The sequence below is a fragment of the Microbacterium sp. Root1433D1 genome (genome assembly GCF_001426835.1).
Taxonomy (GTDB): Bacteria; Actinomycetota; Actinomycetes; order Actinomycetales; family Microbacteriaceae; genus Microbacterium; species Microbacterium maritypicum.
Map to the genome: position 1 here is coordinate 1,033,987 of NZ_LMFN01000002.1, position 26,077 is coordinate 1,060,063.

The window sequence follows — 26,077 nt, forward strand, 5'->3', positions numbered from 1 at the left end:
GTGGATCCGCCCGGTTCCGCCACCGCGCTCCGTTCTGCGCACGATCGTGTGACGACCGCCGTCGGTGCAGGGAATGTCACTCGCCGACGCGAGTGGCGAGCACGGAGACGCCGGACGCGACCTCGCGCCATGCCGACCCCGCGTGGGCGAACAGCTCGCCGTTCGCTCCGAGGATCCGCACGCCGGAAGCGGTGCGAGCGCCTGCGATCGAGATCGCATTGCTCGGGGCGGCCTCTGCCGAACCGGGCCCTCCCACCATCTGAGTGAGAAGACGCGGGCTGTTCGGATCGACGAGGACTCCCACACGGTCTGCACCCAGCCAGGACAACCCCGTCGCCGGCTCGAACAACTGGGTCAACTGCTTGACCTCGCCGAGCTCGATCGGGATGCCCGCCGAGTCGCGAACCACGGCTGCGACCACGACCCACATCTGCTTGCCGACGGTCACCACGGCAGCCACCCTGGCGCCGTCCGGTGCGACCCTCAGATGAGAGATCGCCGAGGCGCTCGGCCACGCCGTCGCGACTTGATGCGCCACGGCATCGCTCCCCGACGCCTGCAAGGCCGTGGGCGCTCCCGCGGGGACGGACCAGGTGTACCCGTAGGAGTCGAGCGAGGGTCTGATGAGCCCTGGACGGGAATCGAGCTCGTCGAGGCTTCCCTCGCCGATCAGATAGACGTGCTGGTCACCGAGCTGCGTGGCGGCGCGGGAGTCATCCGCAGCCACATCGATCGAGACGATGGGTTGCGTGATGGCGGTGATCTCCGAGCTGATACCGGTGAGGGGCGAGATCTCATCGCCGACGATCCGCCCGAAGGCGCCGTTCTGCAGCACGAGTGTGCCGACCTCGGCCGACGGCTCCACCACGTCCGCCACGCCGGCACCGAGGTCGCGCCCGTCGACGGTGAACCGCACCTGGGTGACCGCGACGCCGGCGCCGCGGAGGGTCGCCTGAAGCTGGGTGCGCATGCGGGCGAGAGTGGCCGCATCGAGGCCCGAAGCGGGGCGCGTGAGCGCGACATCGGCCACCTGTCCGACGATGGGCACCGCGTCCTGTGCCAGCTGCACGTCGGCGGGGAAGGCGTTCTGCACCGCCGGGTCCAGCCATCCGCTGGGCTCGCCGCCGATGAGGGCCCGCGTGACGGTCGTCGCGGGACTCTGCCGCCGCGGGAACCAGCGCATGTCAGGCACCAGTCTCGACCAGCCGAGGTCGAAGTACTGCAGCGGATACCCTTCGAAGACCTTGGTGAAGCGCGTCTCGTCGATCACGACGCCGTCCGGCGCCTGCGTGATGCGCCATTCGCCGCTCTCCATCCGCTGCAGCGTGAACGCCACGTTGGATGACCCGAGGGCCTCGGAGTAGCCGCCGGAGTCGTCGACGCTCGCGACCAGGTCGAGCGTGACCTGGACCTCAGCGGTGTCTGCACCCTCCACCTCGTCGTCGGGGACCGAGGAGGTGATGGTCCTGGTATCCGTGCCGACGTCGATCGACACCCCTGCCGAGGGACTCCAGCTCCGCTGCAGCGAGGGCGAGAGGAAGTCGCGTGCGGTGTCCCAGTTCTCGGTCGTCGTGATGCCGGCCTCGAGGAAGCCCTCGACGATCTCCTCGGGCCCGGCACCCGTGATGGGGCCGGAGGCGACCGGCAGGATGTCGACGTCCTGCGGGGACTCCCCGAGCTTCAGGCCGACGGCGACATCGCCGCTGGTGGGCAGTCCCGCGCACGCAGGAAGCACAAGCGCAGTGAGTGCCAGCGCGATGGCCAGCATCCTCCGTGTCCCTCGTCGCCGGGTCATGACCGGTCCTCCTCGTCGAACAGACCGGCGGGCGCGTCCGTCAACGAGATCGGCTGCGTCGCGTCGCCGATCTCCGCGAACGGCTCCTGCGGCTCGATGGAGATCGGGCTCGGACCGTCCAGGATCCCGTCGTGCCGGGGGATCGTGAGCACGAAGTTCGTTCCCACACCGAGCTCCGACCAGACCTCGAGCGTGCCGCCGTGCAGACTCGCATCCCCCAGGGCGATGGAGAGCCCGAGTCCCGTGCCGCCGATCGTGCGCTGACGCGAGGGGTCGGCGCGCCAGAAGCGGTCGAAGACCCGCTCCGCGTCGGCGGGCTGCATCCCGAGGCCGAAATCTCGCACCCCCGCCGCCACGGCGTGCTGGTTGCTGTCGACCGTGACGACGACGGGACGCCCCTCGCCGTGCTCGATCGCGTTGCCGATCAGATTGCGCAGCACCCGGCGCACGCGCCGCGGATCCATGTCGACGGGTGAGTAGCCGCCAGGCGCCACGAGCCGCAGCTCGGTGCCATGGCCCTCCGCGAGCGGGCGCATCTGCTCGATGATGTCCTCGGCCAGGTGGGTGAGGCTCGTCGCCTCGAGTTCGAGCTGCACCGATCCCGCGTCGTAGCGGCTGATCTCCAGCAGATCCGACAGCAGCGTCTCGAACCGCTGCACCTGGGCGTGCAGCAGCTCCGCCGTCCGCGCGGTGGTGGGGTCGAACTCCTCGCGCTGGTCGTTGAGCATGTCCGCAGCGAGGCGGATCGTGGTCAGCGGTGTCCGCAACTCGTGCGAGACATCCGACACGAAGCGCTGCTGCACCATCGACAGCTCGCCGAGTTCCTTGATCTGCGACTCGATGCTGTCCGCCATCGCGTTGAAGGAGCGTCCGAGCGTGGCCAACTCGTCCTCTCCGTGCACCTCGAGGCGCACCCCGAGGTCGCCTGCCGCGAGCCGTGCGCTGGTCTCTGCGGCCTGCACGATCGGGGTGGAGACCGCGCGAAGGACGATCCACGAGATCGCGGCGACGATCGCGACCAGACCGATCCCGGCGATCCAGAGCGTGCGCTGCACGAAGACGAGGGTCTGATCGGCGTCGCCCAGGTCGTAGGCGAAGTAGATCGCGAACGCTCCCGCCTCGGGCACCTGGAGCTGCTGGCCCACGATGATGCCGGGGACCTCTCCCCCGTCCGCGACGGGCAGCGCCACGGACTGCCAGGCCTGGCGATCGTCGAACTCCACGACGCGGGCCTGGAGCTCGGGGCTCAGCAGGCTCCGACTCAACCCCGCCTCGAAGCCGTTCAGGCGGACGCCCTTCGCGTTGTCGATCTTGAACCCGGCGAGCTGATCCGTGCTCGATGTGCGCGTGAGATTCGACTGGACGCTGTTCCACAGTTCCGTGAGTGCAGCGGAGTCGTCTCCCACCTCGGCCACATCCAGGATCCCTTGCGCCTGATCGACCGCGCGGCGGGAGTCTTCGAGAGCGACGTCCTTGCGCGAGATGAACAGATCGTTCTGGATGACCAGGGCCATCGTCACGCACGTGATGAAGATCGCCAGGGAGGTGGCGAGCAGAGTTATCGAGAGCGTGCGGAAGCGGAGCGAGCGTCGCCAGAGGATGGCGAGCATCGTCGGCCAGCCTCGCCAGTCGCGCAGGACAGCGACCGTCGTGGTGGTCGCTGTCGTCGCGGCCATCGTGCTCCTAGCCGACGCTCCCGGCGCGGTAGCCCACGCCGCGCACCGTCATGACGATCTTCGGGTTGTCCGGGTCGAGCTCGACCTTCGCGCGCAGACGCTGCACGTGCACGTTCACCAGCCGGGTGTCGGCCTTGTAGTGATAGCCCCAGACCTGCTCGAGCAGCATCTCCCGGGAGAACACCTGCTGAGGCTTCGAGGCGAGCGCGACGAGAAGCTGGAACTCCAGCGGCGTGAGAGCGATCGGGGCGGTGCCGCGACGGACCTCGTGCGCGTCGACGTCGACGGTGAGATCCCCGACCCGGAGCTGCTCGCTCGTGGCCTGCGGCGTGGGCCGGAGCCGCGTGCGGATGCGCGCCACCAGTTCCTTCGGGTTGAAGGGCTTGACCATGTAGTCGTCTGCGCCGACCTCGAGTCCGCGGACCACATCGGCGGTGTCGCTGCGTGCGGTGAGCATGATGATCGGCACGCCGGACTCGGCACGGATGCGAGTGCAGATCTCGATTCCGTCCATACCGGGGAGCATGAGATCGAGCAGCACCAGGTCGGGCCGCTGCGTGCGCCACTCGTCGACGGCGCGCGCACCGTCCGCGCAGAACACCGGCTCGAAGCCTTCGGTGCGGAGCACGATCCCGATCATCTCGGCGAGCGCGGTGTCGTCGTCGACCACGAGAATACGTGAGGTCATAAGAGTTACCTTATGGCACCGAGTCCCGCCGACCCCAGGTCTGCGCGCCACGCATCGGATATGACACGATGGGAGCGCGCGATGGAGAGGGAGTGCCTGTGACCGGCCAGACGTGGACGCCTGCCCCGAAGAAGGGCATCATTCCCCTTCATCCACTGTCGTTCGGGATGCTGCTGGGCAAGGCCTTCGCGGCGCTGCGGCACAACCCCAAGGTGCTCTTCGGCTTCGCCGTCGTGATCCAGCTCGTCGTGGTCGTCGTCACCGCCGTGGTCATGGGCGTCGTCCTCTTCACGACCTTCAGCCGCCTGGAGACGGTCTCGCCTTCCTCTCCGGATTTCGAAGCGGTGATGGCCGGCACCATCGCGGTGAACCTGATCGCCGGACTCGCCGTCGGACTGGCCTCGATCGCCTTCACGGCGATGATGCAGGGCGTCGTCGCCGCGGAGATCGGGTACGCCGCGATCGGGGTGAAGGCGACGCTGCGCATGCTCTGGCGCCGGATGGCCCCCGCGTTCTGGCGACTCGCCGGGTTCGCCTCCCTCTCGGTGGCTGCCGTGTTCGGCATCTTCATCATCGCCGCGGTGATCATCGCCGCCTTCATCGCCGGGGGTCTTGGCGGCAGCGTCGAGATGGTCGGCGTCGTCGTCCTCGTGGTGATCGTCATCGTCCTCGCCTGCATCCCGCTCGCGGTGTGGCTCACCACGAAGCTGCTGCTGGTGCCCTCGATCCTGGTTCTCGAGCGTGCGCGTTTCCGTGACGCCTTCGTGCGATCCTGGCGACTCACCCGCGGGCGCTTCTGGGTCGCGTTCGGGGTGACCTTCCTCATCAGCGCGATCATGGGCATCGCGGCGCAGGTCGTCAGCGTGCCCGTCACACTGCTCGGTTCCCTTCTCGGTTCCGTGGTCGCACCCACGGGCGCCGAGGACCCCAGCGCTGTCATCGCCTTCATCGTGACGCTCATCGCCCCGCAGATCCTGCTCCTGGTCATCCAGGCGATCACGCTCGTGGTGCAGAGCACCGGTTCCGCACTCGTCTACCTCGACTGCCGGATGCGCTACGAGGGGCTGGATCAGACCCTGATCGCGTATGTCGAGCGCCGCGACCTCGGCTGGACCGATGAGCAGCAGGACGACCCCTTCCGCGTCGACCCGACGCGCGCTGTCACCTCGGCGCCGCCGCCCCGCCAGGTGCCGGAGCACGTCATGATGTCGCAAGGGTATGCGTACGCGCAGTACGGCGCACAGCAACCGGTCACGCAACCGGGGGCTGCGCCGTCGTTCGCTCCGCAGTACTCTCCCGCACAGCCGTACGCGGGGACGCCGTACCCGTACGCACCGGGCTCGCCTGCACAGCCTCCTGTGCCGCCTCCTGCGCAGACGCAGAACGGAGCAGCGGCCTCGGCGCCCTCCGTCGCCTTCCCCGCACCGCCGCCTCCTGCGCCTCCCGTGCCTCCCGTCCGGACCAGCGCGTCCCCGACGCCCAGCAGCCCTGCCGCCGGAGACGCTCCCACTGACGGCGGTTGGACAGCGCCAGGGGCCGACGGCGCCGCATGATCCGACGGTTCGACGACCTCTTCGTCCCCGATGGGGACGACGCACGACGCTGGGCGGAGGAAGAGCTCTCGAATCCCCGCTACGCCGACGCGAAACCCACGTGGTTCGATCTCCTCGCCCGTGACATCGGCCGCTTCCTGGCTGACCTCTTCAGCTCGGGCAACGGCGCGAACGTGGGGCCGTCCGCGCTCATCATCGTCACCGTCATCATCGCGGCCGCACTGATCGCCGCTCTCATCATCTGGGGAAGACCGCGCAGCTCCCGCGCGGTCAGGCGCCCGACCGGCGACCTCCTCGGAGCAGCCGACGATCGCAGCGCCGCACAGTTGAGGTCGGACGCCGACCGGGCCGCGCGCGAGCGCGACTGGGATGCAGCGACCATCCTCCGCTACCGGGCCATCGCGCGCAGCCTGCGCGAGCGCGACCTGATCGATCCGGCCCCCGGCGCGACGGCCCAGTCGATCGCCCGCGAGGCGAGCACGGTGTTCGCCGACGAGGCCGGCGCGATGCGTCGAGCGGCCGTCTCGTTCGACGACGTCCGCTACCTCGGGCACTCCGCGACGCCGGAGACGTATCGCGACCTCGTCGACACCGATGACCGGATCCGCGCGCGCCGCCCCGAAGGAGTGCCGGCATGAGTGTGATCGATCACGAGCCCACCGTCTCCCCCACTGCCGCATCGTCCCCGGGTGATCCCTCCACCGCGGAGCACCGCCCGAGTCGGGCGAAGACGATCATCGGGTGGACGATCGTCGCCGCCCTCGTGCTGATCGTCGCGCTGGTCGGTCTTCGTGTCGCCGCGACCGCACCCGGAGCACGAGGAGCGCTCGATCCGGAGGCACGTGATGACGCCGGCGCGCTCGCGCTCGCCGAGATCCTGCGCGACCAGGGGGTCGACATCGAGGTGCACCGCTCTCGATCCCAGGCGCGCGCGGCGATCGACGAGAGCACGACGCTCGTGATGTCCAACCCGTACACGCTCACCGACGAGGCCCTGCAGACGCTCACCGGGCCCGCGGAGCGCGTCGTTTTCCTCTCCACCAGCACACACCTGCTGAACGAGCTCGGCATCGGCGACAACGCCACGGGAACACTGTCGGCAGCGACGGCGGACTGCGACGTCGCCGAGTTCGCCGAGGTGGGGACGATCCGCGCCGACCGCCTGTTCACTCCCGCGGACGGCGTGCAGGCCTGCTTCGGAGGCGCCGACGGTGCGGCCGTGCTCGTGGACCGCCGCGCCCGTCCGCAACGCGTCGTCGTGGAGGGCACGAGGCTCTTCAGCAACGCGACTCTCGCCGAGAACGGCAACGCCGCCCTCGGCCTCGCCCTGCTGGGCCAGACCGACCGCATCGTCTGGTACGTCCCGAGCTTCGCGGACTCCGATATCGAAGCCGAGCCGATCGACACGCTCGGAAGCCTCACACCGACCTGGGTCACTCCTGCGATCCTGCTGCTGATCGCCGCAGGGATAGCCGCTGCCCTCTGGCGCGGCCAGCGGTTCGGCCCCCTCGTCGCCGAGACGCTTCCGGTCACCGTGCGCGCATCCGAGACCATGCACGGACGTGCACGTCTCACGGCGAGAGCTGCGGATGCGGCGCACGCCGCGCAGGCTCTCCGCGAGGGGACGCAGCGCCGGCTCGCCCGACGACTAGGACTCGCCGTCCACGCCGGCGCCGACGAGGTCGCTGATGCGGCCTCTGACCGACTGCGCATCCCGCGCGGCACACTGCAGACCCTGCTGGCCGGGCCGCTCCCCGACGACGACGCCGGCCTGGTCGACCTCGCCAGACGCCTCGACCAGCTCGAGACCGCCGTGGACGACAGCACCCACGCCGACCGATCAGATCCGACCACCCATCCCCGAGAATCAGAGGGAAACACGTGACCGTTGAGAACCATCCCATCGACGACGCCGCGCTGCGTCAGGCCATGCACCGGGTGCGCACCGAGGTCGACAAGGCGGTGGTGGGCCAGGCCGGCACCGTCACCGGACTGCTCGTGTCCCTCCTCGCCAGGGGCCACGTGCTCCTGGAGGGAGTCCCCGGTGTCGCGAAGACCCTGGTCGTCCGCTCGTTCGCCAGGGCACTCGGGCTCGACACCAAGCGCGTCCAGTTCACCCCCGACCTGATGCCCGGCGACGTCACCGGGTCACTCGTGTACGACGCACGCACCGGCGAGTTCGATTTCCGCGCGGGTCCGGTGTTCACGAACATCCTGCTCGCCGACGAGATCAACCGCACGCCGCCGAAGACCCAGGCCGCACTCCTGGAGGCCATGGAGGAGCGCCAGGTGTCGGCGGACGGCGTCAGCCGTCCCCTGCCCGACCCGTTCCTCGTCGCCGCGACGCAGAACCCCATCGAGCACGAAGGCACGTATTCGCTGCCCGAGGCGCAACTGGACCGCTTCCTGATGAAGCTCGTCGTCGGCATGCCGGAGCGAGACGCGGAGGTGTCGGTGCTGCGCCGACACGCCGAGGGCTTCTCCCCTCGCGAGCTCACCGGCGTCGAGGCCGTCGTCACCGCCGACGAGATCAGGGCGGCACAGCAGGCGGCCGCAGCGGTCGAGGTCACCGACGACGTGCTCGGATATGTCGTCGACCTCGCTCGTGCGACCCGCCAGTCGCCGTCCGTCGAGCTGGGAGCCAGCCCACGCGCCTCGACCGGTCTGCTCGCCGCGGCGAAGGCATGGGCCTGGCTGAACGCCTCTTCCGCGGTCACCCCCGACCACGTGCAGACGATGCTGGTTCCGGTGTGGCGTCACCGCCTCCAGCTGCGACCCGATGCTCAGATGGAGGGCGTGTCCGCCGATGCGGTGCTCACCTCCGTGGTGCAGCAGACCAGGGTGCCGATCTAGGTGTTCGTCACCGGCCGCCTCCCCGTCGCCCTCGCCGTGGGCCTCATCCCGCTCGTCATCGCCGGGCTCGCGGGCTACCCGGCGTACGCGGTTCTCGGTGCGTGGATCGGTCTGTGCCTGCTGCTCGTCGCCGCCGACGTCGCCCTCGCCGCGAGTCCTCGCTCGGTCACGGTGAGCCGCAGACTCCCCCGACGCGTGCGCATCGGAGAGCCCGTCCCCGTCAGCGTGGCCGTGCACAACCACGGTACGAAGATGCTGAACGCGGTGATCCGTGACGCCTGGCAGCCGACGGCGGGCGCGCCGACGGAGCGACAGCGACTGCTCCTGCCCCCGGGCGAACGCGGCCGTGTCGCGATTCCGCTGCTTCCGCGCCGCCGCGGTGAGCTGGTCAGCGAGTTCGTGATGATCCGATCTCGCGGCCCTCTCGGCATCGCGGGCCGGCAGGCACGTCATTCGGTTCGTGGTTCGATCCGCGTGCTCCCCGCGTTCTCCTCGCGCAAGCACCTTCCGTCCCGCCTCGCGCGTCTGCGTGAACTGGATGGCAACACCAGCATCCAGGTGCGCGGCCAGGGCACCGAGTTCGATTCGCTGCGCGAGTATGTCCGCGGCGACGACGTGCGCTCGATCGACTGGCGGGCGACCGCCAGGGCGGGAACGACCATGCTGCGCACCTGGCGACCGGAACGCGACCGCCATGTGGTGATCATCATCGATACGGGGCGCACCGCGGCGGCGCGTGTCGGCGACGGCACGCGCGTGGACGCCTCACTCGAGGCGGCCCTGCTGCTGGCCGCGCTCGCTTCGCGCGCGGGCGACCACGTGCACCTGCTCATGTACGACAGGGTGGTGCGCGGTCGTGTCACGGGTGTCGATGGCGCTGCTCTCCTCCCGGCGCTGACCGACGCCATGGCTCCCGTGCACGCTCGACTGGTCGATACGGACTGGCATGGAGCTTTCGCCGCCGTGCGCACGCTCACCACGCGTCCCTCGCTGATCGTGGCACTGACGGCGCAGGATGCCGCCGAGTCGGCCCGTGGGTTCCTCGGAGCCTTCCCGAACGCGTCTCGTGCGACGACCGTGCTCGTCGGATCCGTGACCGACGACGGGATCTCCGCGCTCGCACGCCGTCGCGACTCCCGGGAAGAGGTGTACCTGGCAGCGGCCGCCGAACGCTCCCTCCGCGACGCGGAGAACGTCGCGGACGCGATCCGCAGAGCCGGCGGGGAGGCGATCGCCGCCGACCCGGAGGAGCTTCCCCCGAGGATCGCCGATCGCTACCTCGAGCTGAAGGCGGCGGGTCGTCTCTGACGCCGAACCGATCGAGACCGAGCCCGAGCCCCGGGGCGGCCTCACCCGGTGCCGGAAGTCAGCCGACGACCAGGCGCGGGGTGCCCGCTTCGTATTCGACGAGATCGCCGGTCTCGCCCTGGCGATGCGCCCTCCCGCCGATCACCAGCATGTAGATGAGGAACACGGCGAGCGCGGCGGCGCCGATGCCGATCTTCACCGGCCACGGCAGTGCCCAGCCGGTCACGAAGCCCTCGACGAGACCGGCGAGGAAGAGGGCGAACACCAGCCCCATCGCGACGGTCGCCAGCGCTCGCCCCTCCTCGGCGAGCGCTTCCCCTCGCGTGCGGTGGCCGGGTGCGACCCAGGCCCAGAACACATGCAGGCCGGCGGCAGCCGCCACGAAGATGCACGTCATCTCGAGCATTCCGTGCGGGAGGATGTACAGGACCATGAGGTCGGCCTTGTCGTGGACGGCCATCACGGCCCCGGTGGTGCCGAGTCCCATCGCGTTCTGCACGAGCACGTAGACCGGCCAGATCCCGGTGACGCCGAAGAGCACGCACTGCATGGCGATCCAGGCGTTGTTCGTCCAGACCATCCCCATGAAGGCAGCGGCCGGGTTCTCGGTGTAGTAGCCCGTGAAGCTCTCGTCCGCGTACTGCTCGAGGGCCGCCGGGGAGCCCAGGGTCGCCACCAGCGCCGGGTCGCTCGCGATCCAGGCTGCGGTGCCGACGGCGACCGCGATGAACGAGATCGCGATCACCAGCGTCGTCCAGCGCAGGCGGTACAGCGCAGCAGGAAGCTGCAGGCGGAAGAATCGTCCCGTCTGCGTGAGGATGCTGTCGGACGCGCCGGTGAGGCGCAGCCTGGCGCGAACGAGGATGGTGGACAGATACGCGCCCTGGGGCGAGTCGCCGACGGATGTCTTCAGCTCGGCCAGATCGGCGGAGGCGGCGCGGTATCGCACGATGAGCTCGTCCACCCCGTCGCCGTCGAGTCGGGCGCGACTGAGTTCGTCCAGTCGCTCCCATTCGGCGCGGCGTGCATCGGTCAGCGCATCGGCATCCACCTGATTTACTGTACTCATGTCCGTCCCGATCGACGTCTCCGACGAGGTGCTCTCCGGCGAAGCCGTCGCGATCGATGTGCAGCCCGTGGGGTTCCTCCTGCGGGCGCTCGGCGCCGCGATCGACATGCTCCTCGGATACGCCGTGTTCATCCTGTGGATCTTCCTGCGCATCTGGCTGCTGGATGTCGGCGTGCTGGATGAGACCACCGACCGCATCGCCCTGGTCTCGGCGTTCGTCGTGAGCTTCGTCGTCCTGCCGATCACGATGGAGGTCGCCTTGAAGGGGCGCAGTCTCGGCAAGCTGGCGGTCGGCGGCAGGATCGTCCGCGTGGACGGTGGTGCCGCCGGGTTCCGTCACGCCTTCATCCGAGCCCTTCTGGGTGTGCTCGAGATCTACATGACCTTCGGCGGCGTCGCCGTGCTCACCGGCGCGTTCAACGCGCGGTCGCAGCGCTTGGGCGACCTGGTCGCCGGAACCTACAGCCAGCGCGTGCGCACACCGGCACTCGTCTCGCACGTCCCGGTGCTCCCTCCGGCCTTGGCCGGCTGGGCCCAGATCGCCGACGTCGCGCGTCTCCCCGACCGGCTCGCCCGCCGGATCTCCCAGTTCCTGCAGAGCGCTCCCCGCATGATCCCGGCCGCGCGGGAGCGGGTCGCCCTCGATCTGCTCACCGAGGCGAGCCCCTTCGTCTCCCCGATGCCCTCCGCACCGCCGGAGCAGATCCTGATCGGGATCACCGTGCTGCGCCGTGAGCGCGAGCGCAGAGCACTGCAGAACTCCGATCGGCGCGCCGAGCGGCTCACCGGTAGACGCGTCGGCGTCTGAGCCGGTACGCGGCGCCTCCTGTCAGCACCGTTCCGCAGTGGGCGTGCTCAGTACCGGTAGTGCTCGAGCTTGTACGGCCCCTCCACGGGTACCCCGATGTAGGCGGCCTGCTCGTCGGTGAGCGTGGTCAGCTGCACACCGAGAGCGTCGAGGTGCAGGCGGGCCACCTTCTCGTCGAGCGCCTTGGGAAGCACGTAGACGCCGGTGGGATAGGCGGCGATGTTCGTGTAGAGCTCGAGCTGTGCGAGCACCTGGTTGGTGAACGACGCGCTCATCACGAACGACGGGTGCCCCGTGGCGTTGCCGAGGTTCATCAGGCGTCCTTCGCTGAGAACCAGGACGCTACGACCGTTCGGCATGCGCCACTCGTGCACCTGCGGCTTGATCTCGACCTTCTCCACGCCGTCGAGTGCTTCGAGCCCTGCCATGTCGATCTCGTTGTCGAAGTGACCGACGTTCGCCACGATCGCGAGGTGCTTCAGCGCCTGCAGATGCTCGGTCGTGACCACGTCGCGGTTGCCAGTGCCCGTCACCAGGATGTCGACCTCGCCGGCCACGTCGAGCAGACGCGCGACCTGGAAGCCGTCCATGGCGGCCTGCAGCGCGCAGATCGGATCCACCTCGCTCACGATCACGCGCGCACCCTGACCGCGCAGAGCCTCAGCAGCCCCCTTGCCGACGTCTCCGTAGCCGCAGACGAAGGCGACCTTGCCGCCCATGAGCACGTCCGTCGCACGGTTGAGACCGTCGGGAAGCGAGTGCCGGATGCCGTACTTGTTGTCGAACTTGCTCTTGGTGACCGAGTCGTTCACGTTGATGGCGGGGAAGAGCATCTCCCCCGCGGCCGCGAGCTCGTAGAGCCGGTGCACACCGGTCGTGGTCTCCTCGGTGACGCCGATGAGGCCCGCGGCGAGCCTGGTCCAGCGATCGGGTGCGACCGCGAGCGAGGCGCGCAGCAGGTCGAGGATGATCGTGTACTCGTGGGAGTCGGTCTCGGTCGGCTCGGGAACGGCACCGGCCTTCTCGAACTCGACGCCCTTGTGCACGAGCAGGGTCGCATCTCCGCCGTCGTCGAGGATCAGGTTGGGTCCGTCGAAACCTGCAGAGGACCAGTCGAAGATGCGATCGGTGCAGGCCCAGTACTCGTCGAGCGTCTCGCCCTTCCATGCGAACACGGGAACGCCTGCCGGCGCGTCGACGGTGCCACCGGGGCCGACCACGACCGCAGCCGCCGCCTCGTCCTGGGTGGAGAAGATGTTGCAGCTCGCCCACCGCACCTGGGCACCGAGCGCCACGAGCGTCTCGATGAGGACGGCGGTCTGCACTGTCATGTGCAGCGAGCCCGCGATCCGGGCACCCTTCAGGGGTTGCGCGGCGCCGAACTCCTCACGAAGCGCCATGAGACCCGGCATCTCGTTCTCGGCGAGTCGCAGCTGGTGGCGGCCGGCTTCGGCGAGGGACAGGTCGGCGACGCGGTACTCGAGCTCGGTCATGCGCTCATTCTTCCATCATGAAGTGGCCGACATCAGGCGTGTGTCAGAAACGGATCGCATCGATCACCTTCACCCGCAGCGCGACCAGGGCGGGGATGAATCCCGACACCGCACCGACGATGACGGAGGCGAGGAGACCGATGAGCGCTGCGCGCATGGGGAAGGGCGGGATGTCCTGGATCCCGTAGAACATCGACGTGATGATCCACTCCGAGCGCAGCACGGCGACGACGATCGCGATCCCGATCACGCCTGCCACGGTCGTCGCGACCAGGCTCTCCAGGAAGACGGCGAAGAACACCCGCCCCGAGCTCGCTCCGAAGGCGCGCCGCACCCCGATCTCTCGCACGCGCTGGCGCATCGCCACGAGTTGGATGTTGATCAGGCTGAGCGCACCGAGAGCGAGGATCAGCGCTGCGATACCCCCGGTGACCATCTCGAAGGTGGCCTGAGCGTCCAGAGCTCCCGGCTGCGCCGCCCAGTCGGAGCGGTTCACCGTGACCGTCTGTCCCTCGGGCAGGCCCGCTCGGAGATCCATCGCGAGCACCGGCGCGATCTGGTCGACCTGTCCCGTGCCCATCCAGATCTCGTATTGCGTCCAGGCGTCGGCGGGCAGCGCATCCACGCGCGCGCGGTAGGCGTCATAGAGCAGGTCGACGCGCAGCTCCTCGTCGCCGAAGCCCTGTCGCGGTGTGATGCCGACCACCTGATAGGTGCCGCCGGCCGGGCCGCTGAGCGTCACGGTCGGGTGCTGTGTCAGCGGCACTCGTCCCAGACGCTCCCAGAGCGGTTCCGTGATCACGACGGGCGGCGCCATCGCCTCGTCGTCGGAGTCGACGAACCAGCGCCCCTCCAGAAGCCGCTCCCGGTGGATCTGCGAGAACGCGGGGTCCATGACACGCGCGGAGACCGGCGTTATGCCGTCGGGGAGCTGCACGTCGAGGAGCACTCCCTGGGCGATACGCGCCGTGTGACTGAACCCGAAGCGCTCGGAGACACGGCTGAAGCGCGCATCGAACTCGTCGGCGTCGACAGGTGTGCCGTCATCGCTGTTGACGGAGACGACGACCGTCGCCGCTCGCCCTCCCCACCGGTCGGACTGCTCGGCCTGGAATTGGCGCTGGTATTCCGAGATCGCCACGACCGCGGTGAGCGCCCCCACCGACACGGCGATCCCGATCAGGCTGAGCAGGACGCGCAGCTTGTGCACGCGGATCTCCGCCCAGGCGTCGGAGAGAGCGCCGAGGAAGCCGGTCATGCGACGAACTCCGGCGGCGCGGACGGCACCGAGGCCGCCAGGGTCGAGGCCTCGAAGGCGCGGCTGAGGTCGACCGTCTCCAGACGCCCGGCGTCGAGCCGGTAGTGCCGGCGCGCACGCGCGGCGACGTGGAGGTCGTGGGTGATCGTGACCAGCGCGGCGTCCGTCTCGGTGGCCACCTCGTCGAGGAGGGACATGACGGATGCGCCCGTGTCGATGTCGAGAGCGCCGGTCGGCTCGTCCGCGAGGATCAACACGGGCTTGCGCACGAGTGCCCGCGCGATGGCGACGCGCTGCTGCTCACCGCCGGAGAGCCTGTCGGCGATCTGCTCGACGCGATGCCCGAGGCCGACCCGCTCGAGCATGTCGGCGGCGATCTGACGACGATTCCAGAACATGCGTCCCTTGGCATGGCCGAGCGGCATCATCACGTTGTCGATCGCGGTGCGCCCGGGGAGGAGGTTGAACTGCTGGAAGACGAAGCCGACGTTGTCCCCGCGCAGACGGTCGAGCCGTCCCGAGCGCATCCGGCGCACCTCGCGTCCCTCGAACGCGACCGATCCGGATGTGGGTGCATCCAGCATCCCCAGGATGTTGAGCAGCGTCGACTTCCCCGAGCCCGACCGTCCCACGATCGAGACGTGGTCTCCAGCAGCCACTTCGAGCGTGATGCCACGAAGGATCTCCAGGCGCGAGTCATCGGCCAGCAGGACGCTCTTGGAGACGTCGTCGAGCGCGACGAGACTCACCAGCTCATCCCGCTGTCGCACTGCTCCACTCCCGGGGAGACCTCGTAGCAGAACTCCTCGACCGGAGCGACGAAGCCGGGCACGAACTGGCGGATGCTGTCTCCCTCGGCCAGCCCCTCCGTCACCTCGACCATGACGCCGTCATTGACGCCGAGCGTCACCGAGCGCTCCTCGGGGTCGGACCCGTCGCCCGCGTCGACCCACACCTTGCCGGATCCCGCGCCGCCCTGGACAGCCGTGACCGGGATCACGAGCGCATCGTCGACCTGACCGAGTGCGAGATCCATCTTCGCGGGGAGCCCGGCGAAGACCGTCTGGTCCGCAGGTACCGCGCAGCGCACGCTCGCGGTGCCCTCCGCCGTCACCTGCACCCCGACGCCGGTGCACGCGAAAGGCGCCGGGCCGCCCGTGATGGTGACGGTCGCCTCGGTCGGGGCGTTGACGAGGCGGTACAGCTGCACGGGATCGACGGTGGCCAGCAGATGGTATCGGGCCGGGGTGAGCTTGTAGGTCTCAGTCCCGACCGTGGTGGTCTGTCCCTTGACGATGGCGAGCTCCGACACGTCGCCGGCCTCGGGCGCGAGCACGTCGATGTCCTTGCGCGGGTCGTCCTGGCGCACGGTGTAGAGCTTCTGGCCGGCAGCCACCGCCGCGCCCTCCCCCACGTGCACGGCGAGCACCGTGGCGTTGAGCTCCCCACGCACGGCGTAGGCGTCGTCACGCGCGACGTTCCCGCTCAGGCTCAGAGCGTTCACCACCGACCCGCGCTCCACTGCGACGATCGGATCCGTGACAGAGGCCTCGGGGCTGACGACGCTCTCCGCGCGGTCGGGGAAGAAGGCGATCTTGACGAGAGCGGCTGCGCACGCTCCGAAGATCACGACGAGAAGCAGGGGGAAGATCCAGCGACGCCAGACGATCACGAGTGCCTTTCCGGCAGCGCCGCCCTGGCACGCCTGCGGTCAGCGTATCCAGAGTTCGGATCCGGGCCGACCGGTGCGTCCGCGTGTCGAGGCGACGACCTCAGGCGCGCAGAGCCTCGTGACGCACGACGAGCCAACCGGCGGGAACCGAGAGCCGGTCCGCGTGCGGAGAACACAGATCATGCGCCTGAGGATCATTCGCGGCACCGAGCGGGCCGAGGGCCGCCATCTGGTCGCCGTAGTCGTAGGTGAGGGTGGCCACGGCTTCTCGCGCGCAGCCGACCTTCGAGCACAGTCGTCCGTCCATCTCCGCCAGCGTACGGCGCACCCCGTCGCGGCCGCGGATGCCGCGCCGGGCGCGCCGGGCACCGCCTAGACTTTCGTCATGCCTCGTCGCCGTGCCACTCACACCTCCGCAGCCCCTCGGCGCGGGGCGCGACACGGCCGCCACGGCCGCCTCGGCCGCAGCGAGGTCGTGCGGCCACCGCTGGCTCCGCTCGACGGCCGCCTCGACAGATTCGATCTCACCGTCGGTACCGCGGTCGAATTCCTCCGCGGCACATGGCCGGAGTTGCAGGACGTGAGGTTCGAGATCGGCGCGATCCCGGGATTCGATGCGACCGAAGAGGTGCCGCGCTGGTACCTCGACCGCAAGAACAAGCGCATCGTGCTGTTCCGTCTTCCCATCGAGCGGCTCCTCCCCCCGGGGCACGACGATGCGGCGCACCGCCGTATGGCGATCGAGAGCGCCGTGTTCCGGGCAGCGGCGGAGTACGTCGGCCGCGAGCCGTGGGATCTCGGCCACGACCACTGAGATTCCCGCTGCGGAGACTCTCTCCTCGGTCAGGGATAGACCGTGATCGGCTTCTCTCCGGCACCGCTCGCCTGAACGGGCAGCACCGCGATCGCCCCGGGTCCCGTGAGGGTCACCGCAGCATGCACGGGGGCTGTCGTCTGCATCCGATAGGTGGTCCGCCCGGGCACCTCGAGTCCGCCGGTGCGTCCCGCCGGGATGACGATCTCCTGCGGCTGGCCGCCGTCGAGGGATTCCAGCGTCACCGTCGCATCGCGGTCGGACGTGTTCGCCAGCTGCAGTCGGGCGTCGGGGCCGGCCGGAACCGCGAACACCACGTCGACGTCGAGCTCCGGGGAGGGCATCACCCAGGCGAAGTCCGAGTCGAGACCGAATCCGTCCTGCTGCCTGATCGCGGCGACCAGCGGCACGTCGGATTCGACCTCGACGGTGTACTGCCCCGGCTCGAGGCCGGAAAGCGACACCTGAGAGGGCAGATCGGCCTCGACCGGGACCGTGAACTCGTCAGCGGCGCCCGTCGCGCCCTCCGCGCGCACCGTCACCTGGACGCGCGCGGCGACACCCGGTGAGAGCACGCGCAGGACGGCCATCTCCGCATCATCGCCGCTGGCCGCGAAGGCCTGCACTCCCGTGAAGACGAGCTTCTGCTGCGGCCCCGCCACCGAGTCCTGGAGATCGATGCCTGCGGGATCGAGAACGCGCACGAGCGAGGACTGGAGGGCGGCTCGCACCGGTGCGCCCACCGCGCTCACCTTGACAACCGGCACGTCGTTGCCGGTGGCGAACGATGTGAGCGGGAGAGCTGCCTGCGACCGGGCGGGGACGATGACCGTCCGGGTGCTGCGGGCAGGTCCGTACACCGAGAGTGTCACCGTCGACGGGACGTCGGCCGCGTTCGTGAGCGTGACGATGTCCTCGGTGCCGGTGTCGATGCTCCCCCCGACCAGCCAGGATTCCAACCGCGGCACCCCGCAGGGCAGCGCGGCGTACCCCGCGAGGTCGTCGGCGGCGATCGTGACGGACTCCGCGCCGGCGATCAGGGGCACCGAGCGTCCGTCAACCGCGCCGGTGAGCACCTGCGGCCCGCCTGCGTCCGGGAGGTCCGTCATCGCGAGCCCCTCCGCCGCGGGGTCTCCCCCCGTGCCTCCGGTCGTCAGTGTCGGCGACGCTGCCGAGAGCATGTCCAGCGGGGCCGACGAGTCGCGTCCGAGAGCGCGGAGATCGCCGTTGCAGACGAGAGTGCTGTCGCCGGGAACGGGCGTGACCTCGACCTGTGCGGGGTCGTGTTCGACGACCGGCCATGGCGCGTGCACCGCTGTCGCGACCCCGACCACGCAGGCGGCGATGACGGCGACACCGGTGATGACTCGAGCGCCCGTCGCAGCGACTCGGAATGCGCGGGTCCCGCTGCTCATCGGTCCTCCTCGGTCGACTTCGGGTGCTGCTCATCGATGGCGGTCGATGCTTCGGCACTCGGTGCCGGCGCGTCATCGATCACCGGCTCGGCGATCGGGGCCATCGCCTCGTCGTTCAGGGCGGGCTCATCCTGGGGATCCTCGATCGCCCCGACCGGGACGTCGTCGAGGAGCTCCCTGTCCTCCGCGTGCCGCGGCAGGACGATCGGCTCGTCGGCTACGCGACCGACGATCCGGGACTGCGCGCGCGCCGCACGGCGTGACGCACGGGTCGGGATCGACAGCAGGAGCGCGGCGAAGACCGCCAGCAGCTGGAGGGTGATCACGAGTCGTGCGGTGCCCTGCTGGCTCGAGGTCATCGACGACTGCGCGGCCACCTCGGCCTCGAGCCGCCAGAGCACGCCACGATCGGTCGTTCCCGCGTGGACGAGTCCGGCGCGCTGGTCGATCGAGGCGACCGCGGCCGTGCGCAGAGTCCTCGCCTTGTCGCCCTCGCCCGGAACCTGGGCGACCAGCACATAGCTGATGCCCATCTGCGCCAGCTCCCCGGGAGCATCGAAGTCACGGGCCGAGAGGAGATCCACAGCGAGGCCGGAGATGTCGGCGCCCTGCGGCTCGACGGCGGTGGAGAGCATCGTCGACTGCGAACCGAGCGTCTCGCTCGCGCCCCAAGCCACCTCTGCGGCGAGCCCGCCGTCGTTCTGAGGGGTGAGCACGAGGGTCGCGATCGGCCGATCGCCCGCGGCCTGCGCCGCGACGTACGCCGGCAGCGTGGAATCGGGGCCGTTCGTGAGCGCCGAACGGTCCATGTGCAGTGCGCTGAGCGCAGGGACCGCGCAGACCGCCAGGGCGGATGCTGCGACGACGGCGGCGAGGATCCGCAGCCGGGGAAGGGTGAGAGCGGTATCCAAGGTGACGACAGCCGCGCCGACCACACCGATCCAGGCCAGGCTGAGGCCCGTGCCCGGCCAGATCGCGACCGGAGTGCCCTGGGCGAAACTCACCGTGACGCCGACCGCGAGGAACGCCGTCGCAAGCCCGGAGAGCGCGACGACGAGCAGCGTGATGCCCGCGCGCCATCGCGGAGCCACCGCCGCGCCGAGCGCGAGCGCGGCGAGGGGGGCGCACAGCAGCGGTGCCCAGGCGGCGATCGGTGCGGGGATCACGTCCATCCAGCCGGCCAGCGTCTCCGTCGGGAACCCCCCGGCGAGTGCGAGACGCCCGACGGCATCCGCCGCGGCCTGGGGACCCGCCCAGATGAGTCCCGGGTCTCCCAGGAGTGCCAGAGGCGTGCCGTGGGAGAGCTGCCAGATCGCGAGCGGCGCGAAGAGCGCGACGGTCGGCACCGGCAGCCAGAGCAGTCGTCCCGCACCTCGGAACTGCGCGGTTCCCAACACGATGCCCAGCGCGATGATCCAGAGCAGGGCGAGGGCGGGGGCCAGCGACGGCGCGCAGGCGATGACGGCGGCGAGGAGGAGGGACGCGCTTCCGGCCGCGCCCCACGACCTGTGCGCGACGACGGCGCTGTGGAAGAGCCAGGGAAGCAGGAGGTGGACGAGCACCGCGGTCGGACGTCCGTCGATCAGAGCGGTGAGGAAGGTAGGCGCGAGAGCCCAGGCGACGCCGGCGAAGATCCGCAGCCCCTCGCGGTCGGTCACGCGCGTGGCGGCGAACCACCCGCCCAGGACCGCGAGCGGAAGCGCGAGGAGCCACAGCAGCACCATGGCGAAGGACGGACCGGCAGGCCAGAGCGAGCCGAGCACCGCCACGACGGCGGCGAAGGGATCGGCGGGTCCGACGAGGCCGACGGCGACGTCGCGCACTCCCCATGCCGCGTCGCTCCAGAGTGCGGCGACGGTCTGCCGGAGAGGGAGCAGTCCCCCTCCCCCGAGCGTCGGCCAAGCCAGCAGACTCGTGAAGGACGCGATGCTGACGACGAGCGCCGCCAGCACGGCCCAGGCTCCACCTCCGGAGAAGAATCGCAGTTCGCTGACCGCACCGCCCTCGCTGCCGTGACCGTCGTCCAGACGCCGTCGCAGCTCGGACGAGGTCACGCGCAGCGGCGCGATGCTGGCCCAGGTCGACGTGCGGAAGGCCTTGATCCTGGCACGGGAGCGCGCGATCGCGCCGAAGCGGAACATGGCCGTGAGCGCGGCCCCCCATTCGGGCAGAACGGCCTCCGGCCGCTTTCCGACGAGGTCGGTGACGGATCGCCACAGCGCGAGCGGAAGCAGGCTGAGCCAATGCAGCGGCACGGCAGCCGCCGGTGCGTAGACCAGGCGCCGGTGCAGTTGAGCGAGGCGGGTCACGTAGGCCCGGCGCGATCGGCCGGACGGCAGCGCGGCAGGCCCGCCGGGAGAGACGGATATCCGCGCGCTCGGTGCGAGCACGACGCGGCCTCCACCCAGGCGGGCGCGCACACCGAGATCGAGTCCTTCGTCAGCACCGGCGAGTGCGGGATCCGGGCGCAGGGCGTCGCGGACCTCACCCCGAATGAGGAGGCCTCGCACATCGGCACCGAGGGCATCGTCGGAGCGGTCGTGCTGTCCCTGGTCGAGTTCCCCTGCGGCGAGTTCGACCGAGCGCCCGAGCGTGGTCATGCTGACGCCCAGGGAGACGATCTCACGGTCATTGTCCGTGGCGACGAGTTTGGGAGCGATGATGGCCGCGGAGGGCGAGCGCTCCAGCGTGCCGCTCAGACGCTCCAGCGCCCGCGGATGCGGCGCCGTGTCCTGCGCGAGCAGCCAGATCGCCGATCCTTCGGCGACACGCGGTCGCGCCAGTTCCACGGCTTCCGCGAAGGACGTGGTGGCGCGCGCCTCGATGATCCCCTCGACGGTGCTCGCCACCGCCTCGCTCTCGCGCACGGACGACGCATCGCCGCAGACGACGAGGGTCACCGCGGTTGCGGGCGTGGTCTGGGCGCGGAGGGCTTCGAGAGTGCGGAGGAGTTGCGCTCGGGAAGAGGATCCAGTGCGCGCGACGATGATGGCGTGAACTCGGGCTGGCATGACGTCGTCAGCCTATGCGCGCGACAGTCGACGTGGGCGTACCCGACGCGGCGCGCCCGCGAAGCCATGAGGCCTCATCGTCCGCGGTTCGGTAGCGGGCGATTCAGCTCGCGCGGCGCTTGAGCTTGCGGCGCTCGCGCTCGGAGAGTCCACCCCAGATGCCGAATCGCTCATCGTTGTTGAGAGCGTATTCGAGGCACTCGCCGCGGACGTCGCACGATGTGCAGATCCGCTTGGCGTCTCGGGTGGATCCGCCCTTCTCGGGGAAGAACGCCTCGGGGTCCGTCTGCGAGCAGAGCGCATCGCTCTGCCAGGCGAGGGCGTTGTCGTCGTCGGCGGCGTCGGTGCGCCGCACCCCGGGAACGCCGAGGTTGATCGGATCGACGAACCAGTTCTCCGGTACGTCTGAACGGTAACCCGTCATCTCGATCTCCAACCCTGTCTCCGCCCCCCGGCGGGCCGTGCGCATGACTAATTACACCCGTGTCATTCGCTCCGGTCAAGTCGCGGATGGTAAACCCTCAAGCAACTCTTTAAGGTTCTTGGGCCGTCATCGGCGTGTCGGAATCCGGAGCGTCGGCGTGCGGGTCAGCGCCCGGGGCCCGCGATGAACACCTCTCCGACGCCCGAGACGGTGAGGGACCCCTCCGCGGAATCGGCGAACGCGACGGTGCCGACCTGGAGCGCGACCTCGTTCCCCGTGTTCGAGGCCACAGCGACCTCGCCGGCGGTCGCGAGCACCATGGTCGGTCCCGAGATCTCGAGCCCGATCGGCGCGCCGTCGAGGACGACCCGCTCGAGAGCGAAGTCGGGCACGGGAACGGGATAGGACGTGATCGGCCCCTCACCCTCCCCTCGCAGCACGGGCACCTCGCCGGGCGTGGTGTCGAGGATCGAGAGGAGTTCGGGGACGTCGATACGTTTGGGGGTGAGGCCGCCGCGCAGAACGTTGTCGCTCGCGGCCATGATCTCCACGCCGAGGCCGGAGAGGTACGCGTGCAGCAGACCGGCGCGCAGGAAGACTCCCTCCCCTCGCTTCAGCACGACGTGGTTCATCAGAAGCGCCACGACGACGCCCGGGTCGCCCGGATAGGTCCGCGCCACACCCGCGATCGCGCGGAGCGTGGTGCCCCAGTCCCCCGCGTCGGCGCGCGTCGAGGCCGCGACGATCGCGGCGATGATCTCCTCCACCTCGGTGCGCGCCTCGCCGCCGAGCACCCACGCGATCACGTCGCGCAGCGCATCGCCCTCGGCGCTCAGGCGTGCCCGCAGCTCCCGGACGCCGTCGCTGTCGTCGAGCGCCTCCAGCAGGGAGAGCGTGTCGGAGACCGGTCGCAGCCCGCTCAGCGACTCGAACCGCTCGCTGAGGGCGACGAGGAGCTCCGGCTTGTGGTTGTCGTCCCGATAGTTGCGCCGCGGGTCGTCCGAGGCGAGAGCGCTCTCCCTGGCCCAGCCGTCGCGAGCCTGCTCGATCGTCGGGTGCACCTGGATCGAGAGCGGGCGCCCCGCCGCGAGCAGCTTGAGCAGGTACGGGAGCGTGCCCCCTGTGACCTGATCGAGCGTGCCACCGTCAGCCACATCGGCGGGGTCGCCGGGGTGGTCTCCGAACCAGACCTCGGCCTCCGGTGCGCCGGTCGGCGTGCGGCCTTCGAGGTCGGCGAGAAGCGAGTCCGATCCCCAGGCGTAGTCGCGGGGCGTGTTCGTGAGGCTCAGCAGCATGCCACCAGCGTAGAGCCGCGCTGCGGCGTTCAGCGACGCTCGGAGCACGGCGCGGTAGCCTGAACGCGATGGCCCAGTACACGAAGCATCCGGTGTCTGCCCCACCAACCGCGCCGGAGCGCGAGTCGACGGGGCATCTGCTGCTGCGCGGCTATGCGATCCTCGTCCTCTTCGTCACGTTCGCCCACTCGGCCGTGTACAACCTGCTCGGACGGGACGGCGCCGCGATCACGCTCGCCGTCTTCACCCTCGCGACCCTCGCCATCGGCGTCCCGATGCTCGCCCGGAACCGTCCGCAGCCGTTCCGCTGGCGCCGCCTGCCCTGGACCGCGCTCGGATACACGACCCTGGCCCTCGTCTCGGTCGCCTGGTCGCAGTGGCGCGGCCCGACGATCATCACCTGGGTGCTGCTCGCGGCCGTCACCGTGAACGGGCTCTTCCTCGCTCACGTGCTCACCTGGCATGAGATCGTCCGGGCCCTGTCCTCGGCATTCAAGTGGATCCTGGGCCTCTCGCTGGCGATCGAGCTCTGGGTCTCGCTGGTGCTGCACGGCCCGCTGCTTCCGAACTTCCTCACGCTGCCGGACGGCAAGATCGACCCGCAGTGGTACTGGGTGCGCGACAACCTGTTCGACGGAGGGCGGATCCAGGGCATCGTGGGCAACGCCAACCTCCTGGCGATCATCTCGCTCTTCGCGCTCATCACGTTCGGTGTCCTGTTCGCGGCGCGGGCCCGGTGGCGCACCACCCTCGCCCTGTGGATGCTGCTCGCGGCCTACTTCCTCCTGCGCACGGCATCAGCCACCGCGCTCGTGTGCGCAGCCGCGGTCGCGCTGGTCCTCATCGTCGCACTGGCGATGCGGCGTGCGCGCACGCCCGGCGCCCGCACCCGGATCTACGTGGTCGCCATCGGCGGCACGGCGATCGCAGGGCTGGGAGCCTGGCTGCTTCGGGAGCCGCTGCTGGGTCTTCTCGGCCGGAGTGCGGATCTCACCGGCCGCTCCGACAAGATCTGGACGAAGGTGCTGCAGCGCGCGGGCGAGCACCCGGTCTTCGGCAACGGGTTCTCGAGTCCCTGGATCCCCGAAGACCCGGCCTTCGACGAGTGGATCACCGACCACGGCATCACCGTCTTCCATGCCCACAACATGTGGCTGGACGTGCTCCTCCAGCTCGGCGTCGTCGGTGTCATCCTGATGGCCGTCGCGTACGGCACGCTGCTGTGGCGCTCCTGGTTCTTCGCCGTCGACCGACCCCGCTGGGACCTCGACGGCGAGCGCCCCTTCTCCCCGCTCACCCTCCTGCCCAACCTGTTCACGGTGGTACTGCTCGTGCAGGGCTTCTCCGAGTCGACGCCGATCATGCTGTGGGGCTGGCTGCTTCTGGTGCTGCTGTCATTCAAGCTCAAGTCGGTGCCGCTGGTAGGGGTCGGCGAACGCGACCTCCTGTTCGAACGCGGCGCTCGGCAGCGGCGGGTGCCGTGACGCCGGTGCGCCCGTTCGTCCGCCTGCTCGGATCGGTGGAGCTGGCCCGTGCGTTCACGCTCGCCGCGCTGACGGCGGTGTTCGGGTCGTACGCGATCCGGCAGATGACATCGGCCGTCACACTGGGGACGATCATCGCCGTGCTGTGCGTGCTGGGCGCGTCGATCCTCTGGGTACGCCGGGAGGAGCTCTCGCTGCTGCGCATCGCGCCGTCCTCTCTGCTGGCGTTCCTCGCATGGGCACTCGTGAGCGTCTTCTGGACGACCGACAAGTCCGACACGCTCTTCGGCTGGATGTCGCTGTTCGGCTACGCGTTCCTGGCCATCACGATCGGACACATCCGCGACACCCTCCAGACCGTCCGGGCGATCGGAGACACTCTCCGCGTGCTGCTGGCCGCCTCCCTCGCCGTGGAGATCCTCTCCGGCGTCCTGCTCGACCTGCCGTTCACATTCCTCGGTATCCAGGGCGATCTCGCGGCGGGGGGTCCGATCCAGGGACTGTTCGGCAGTCGCAACATGCTCGGTTTCATCGCGGTGATCGCGCTCATCACGTTCGTGATCGAGTGGCGCACGCAATCGGTGAACGCACCGCTCGCCGTGGTCTCGATCGGGCTGGCCGGGTTCCTGGCGTTGCTCTCCTCCTCGCCGACGGTCCTGGTCCTCGCCTGCGCCGTCGGCGTCGTCACCGTGGCGCTCACGATCGTCCGCCACGCCCCACCGGAGCGACGAGCGATCGTGCAGTGGATGCTCGCTGCGGTCGTGGCGCTCGCTCTCGCCGCGGCCTTTGCACTGCGCCACCAGATCATCGCCCTGCTCGACGCCGGGTCCGACTTCTCCCTGCGCGGCTCGCTCTGGAACACGATCCTCGACTTCGTCGCGGTCAAGCCGATCCAGGGCTGGGGCTGGTTCGGCGACTGGGCCCGCGGCGAGTACCCGTTCACCTACATCAACTTCCAGCTCGACGACCGCCATCAGAGTGCGCTGAACGCCTTCTTCGATGTGCTCCTGCAGCTCGGTGCGGCCGGCCTGGTGGTCTTCCTTCTCCTGGGCGGTGTCGCCCTGATCCGCTCCTGGCTCGTCGCGAGCACGCGCCGTTCGGTGGTCTACGCCTGGACCCCGATCATCATCGTCACGCTCGCGGTCGACTCGATGTTCGAGAGCTTCACCCTGGTGGGTGCGGGATGGTTCATGCTCGTGCTGTGCGCCCTGCGCGCCGGACAATCGCGCTCCTGGCGCGAGAACATCGATGCGGCGCACACGGGCGCGATCCCGACGCTGCGGCCTCAGAAGTAGCCGACGAGCCCGGTCTTGCCGGGTGGCGGTCGTCGCGCCGAGGTGAGCCTCTCCGCGGATACGAAGGTGGCGGACGGTAGGCTACTCACTGCTCGTCATGTCCCGCATCGTCCCCGACGGTGGCCCGAGGCGCCGCAGCCCTCACACCCCTGAACTGCCCACCGAT

Annotated in this window: 22 protein-coding genes; 9 read left to right on the plus strand and 13 right to left on the minus strand. The window is 69.8% G+C overall.

Annotated features, from left to right (window positions below; genetic code table 11):
* Positions 1 to 76: 76 nt before the first annotated feature.
* Genes ASD13_RS10855 through mtrA form a run of 3 tightly spaced genes read right to left on the minus strand, consistent with a single transcriptional unit; the run spans position 77 to position 4,159 of the window.
* Positions 77 to 1,795, minus strand: coding sequence for an LpqB family beta-propeller domain-containing protein (locus ASD13_RS10855; protein ID WP_229778893.1), 1,719 nt, complete (start codon positions 1,793 to 1,795; stop codon positions 77 to 79).
* The gene (mtrB, locus tag ASD13_RS10860) at positions 1,792 to 3,471 is read right to left on the minus strand and encodes an MtrAB system histidine kinase MtrB (RefSeq protein ID WP_055869085.1); all 1,680 of its coding nucleotides are present in this window, start codon (positions 3,469 to 3,471) and stop codon (positions 1,792 to 1,794) included. Before mtrB ends, ASD13_RS10855 begins: the two co-directional genes overlap by 4 nt.
* A gap of 7 nt (positions 3,472 to 3,478) precedes the next feature.
* A complete protein-coding gene (mtrA, locus tag ASD13_RS10865) occupies positions 3,479 to 4,159 on the minus strand; it encodes an MtrAB system response regulator MtrA (RefSeq protein WP_017831103.1) in 681 nt (226 codons plus the stop codon).
* Positions 4,160 to 4,257: 98 nt separating this feature from the next.
* Between mtrA and ASD13_RS10870 the strand changes: the two genes are divergently transcribed.
* From ASD13_RS10870 to ASD13_RS10890, 5 genes are read left to right on the plus strand one after another with little or no spacing between them, the layout of a single operon-like run.
* Positions 4,258 to 5,712 (plus strand): glycerophosphoryl diester phosphodiesterase membrane domain-containing protein, encoded by a 1,455-nt coding sequence (locus tag ASD13_RS10870; protein WP_055869086.1) that lies wholly within the window; start codon positions 4,258 to 4,260, stop codon positions 5,710 to 5,712.
* Entirely contained in the window at positions 5,709 to 6,350 is a 642-nt protein-coding gene (locus tag ASD13_RS10875; protein ID WP_055869087.1) for a DUF4129 domain-containing protein, read from the plus strand. The genes ASD13_RS10870 and ASD13_RS10875 overlap by 4 nt, the downstream gene beginning before the upstream one ends.
* Positions 6,347 to 7,597 carry a DUF4350 domain-containing protein gene (locus tag ASD13_RS10880; protein ID WP_055869088.1) on the plus strand — a complete coding sequence of 417 codons (1,251 nt, stop codon included), beginning with the start codon at positions 6,347 to 6,349 and terminating at the stop codon, positions 7,595 to 7,597. The genes ASD13_RS10875 and ASD13_RS10880 overlap by 4 nt, the downstream gene beginning before the upstream one ends.
* Before the next feature lie 44 nt (positions 7,598 to 7,641).
* Entirely contained in the window at positions 7,642 to 8,565 is a 924-nt protein-coding gene (locus tag ASD13_RS10885; RefSeq protein ID WP_208323723.1) for an AAA family ATPase, read from the plus strand.
* On the plus strand, positions 8,566 to 9,873 hold the full coding sequence (locus tag ASD13_RS10890; RefSeq protein ID WP_055869089.1) for a DUF58 domain-containing protein: 1,308 nt from the start codon (positions 8,566 to 8,568) through the stop codon (positions 9,871 to 9,873).
* 58 nt (positions 9,874 to 9,931) lie between these two features.
* Here the strand turns inward: ASD13_RS10890 and ASD13_RS10895 are convergent, their stop codons facing one another.
* The gene (locus ASD13_RS10895; RefSeq protein ID WP_055869090.1) at positions 9,932 to 10,924 is read right to left on the minus strand and encodes a stage II sporulation protein M; all 993 of its coding nucleotides are present in this window, start codon (positions 10,922 to 10,924) and stop codon (positions 9,932 to 9,934) included.
* Between the two features lie 16 nt (positions 10,925 to 10,940).
* Here ASD13_RS10895 and ASD13_RS10900 point away from each other — a divergent pair, with 16 nt between their 5' ends.
* Positions 10,941 to 11,750: an RDD family protein gene (locus tag ASD13_RS10900; RefSeq protein WP_055869091.1), complete on the plus strand. Its 810-nt coding sequence runs from the start codon at positions 10,941 to 10,943 to the stop codon at positions 11,748 to 11,750.
* A 47-nt stretch (positions 11,751 to 11,797) separates the two neighbouring features.
* Here the strand turns inward: ASD13_RS10900 and ahcY are convergent, their stop codons facing one another.
* The 5 genes from ahcY to ASD13_RS10925 form a co-directional block, all read right to left on the minus strand.
* On the minus strand, positions 11,798 to 13,243 hold the full coding sequence (gene ahcY / locus ASD13_RS10905; RefSeq protein WP_055869092.1) for an adenosylhomocysteinase: 1,446 nt from the start codon (positions 13,241 to 13,243) through the stop codon (positions 11,798 to 11,800).
* Between the two features lie 43 nt (positions 13,244 to 13,286).
* Positions 13,287 to 14,501, minus strand: a complete 1,215-nt coding sequence (locus ASD13_RS10910; protein WP_055869093.1) for an ABC transporter permease — start codon at positions 14,499 to 14,501, stop codon at positions 13,287 to 13,289.
* The gene (locus tag ASD13_RS10915; RefSeq protein WP_082531479.1) at positions 14,498 to 15,250 is read right to left on the minus strand and encodes an ABC transporter ATP-binding protein; all 753 of its coding nucleotides are present in this window, start codon (positions 15,248 to 15,250) and stop codon (positions 14,498 to 14,500) included. Before ASD13_RS10915 ends, ASD13_RS10910 begins: the two co-directional genes overlap by 4 nt.
* Positions 15,247 to 16,173, minus strand: a complete 927-nt coding sequence (locus tag ASD13_RS10920) for an efflux RND transporter periplasmic adaptor subunit (RefSeq protein ID WP_055869095.1) — start codon at positions 16,171 to 16,173, stop codon at positions 15,247 to 15,249. The genes ASD13_RS10915 and ASD13_RS10920 overlap by 4 nt, the downstream gene beginning before the upstream one ends.
* 100 nt (positions 16,174 to 16,273) lie before the next feature.
* Positions 16,274 to 16,480, minus strand: a complete 207-nt coding sequence (locus ASD13_RS10925) for a DUF3499 family protein (RefSeq protein WP_021199833.1) — start codon at positions 16,478 to 16,480, stop codon at positions 16,274 to 16,276.
* Positions 16,481 to 16,558: 78 nt separating this feature from the next.
* Here ASD13_RS10925 and ASD13_RS10930 point away from each other — a divergent pair, with 78 nt between their 5' ends.
* Positions 16,559 to 16,987, plus strand: coding sequence for a hypothetical protein (locus tag ASD13_RS10930; RefSeq protein ID WP_229778928.1), 429 nt, complete (start codon positions 16,559 to 16,561; stop codon positions 16,985 to 16,987).
* Positions 16,988 to 17,016: 29 nt separating this feature from the next.
* Here the strand turns inward: ASD13_RS10930 and ASD13_RS10935 are convergent, their stop codons facing one another.
* From ASD13_RS10935 to manA, 4 genes are all read right to left on the minus strand, one after another.
* The gene (locus tag ASD13_RS10935) at positions 17,017 to 18,402 is read right to left on the minus strand and encodes a DUF5719 family protein (RefSeq protein ID WP_055869097.1); all 1,386 of its coding nucleotides are present in this window, start codon (positions 18,400 to 18,402) and stop codon (positions 17,017 to 17,019) included.
* Positions 18,399 to 21,413: a glycosyltransferase gene (locus tag ASD13_RS10940; protein ID WP_055869098.1), complete on the minus strand. Its 3,015-nt coding sequence runs from the start codon at positions 21,411 to 21,413 to the stop codon at positions 18,399 to 18,401. Before ASD13_RS10940 ends, ASD13_RS10935 begins: the two co-directional genes overlap by 4 nt.
* A 103-nt stretch (positions 21,414 to 21,516) precedes the next feature.
* Complete coding sequence (locus tag ASD13_RS10945; RefSeq protein WP_081603945.1) at positions 21,517 to 21,837, minus strand: WhiB family transcriptional regulator; 321 nt, start codon at positions 21,835 to 21,837, stop codon at positions 21,517 to 21,519.
* 164 nt (positions 21,838 to 22,001) lie between these two features.
* Positions 22,002 to 23,132, minus strand: coding sequence for a mannose-6-phosphate isomerase, class I (gene manA, locus ASD13_RS10950; protein WP_055869099.1), 1,131 nt, complete (start codon positions 23,130 to 23,132; stop codon positions 22,002 to 22,004).
* A gap of 68 nt (positions 23,133 to 23,200) precedes the next feature.
* Here manA and ASD13_RS10955 point away from each other — a divergent pair, with 68 nt between their 5' ends.
* Together ASD13_RS10955 and ASD13_RS10960 are read left to right on the plus strand one after the other, a co-directional pair.
* Positions 23,201 to 24,616, plus strand: coding sequence for an O-antigen ligase family protein (locus ASD13_RS10955; RefSeq protein ID WP_055869100.1), 1,416 nt, complete (start codon positions 23,201 to 23,203; stop codon positions 24,614 to 24,616).
* Positions 24,613 to 25,911, plus strand: coding sequence for an O-antigen ligase family protein (locus ASD13_RS10960; RefSeq protein WP_055869101.1), 1,299 nt, complete (start codon positions 24,613 to 24,615; stop codon positions 25,909 to 25,911). The genes ASD13_RS10955 and ASD13_RS10960 overlap by 4 nt, the downstream gene beginning before the upstream one ends.
* Positions 25,912 to 26,077: the final 166 nt, after the last annotated feature.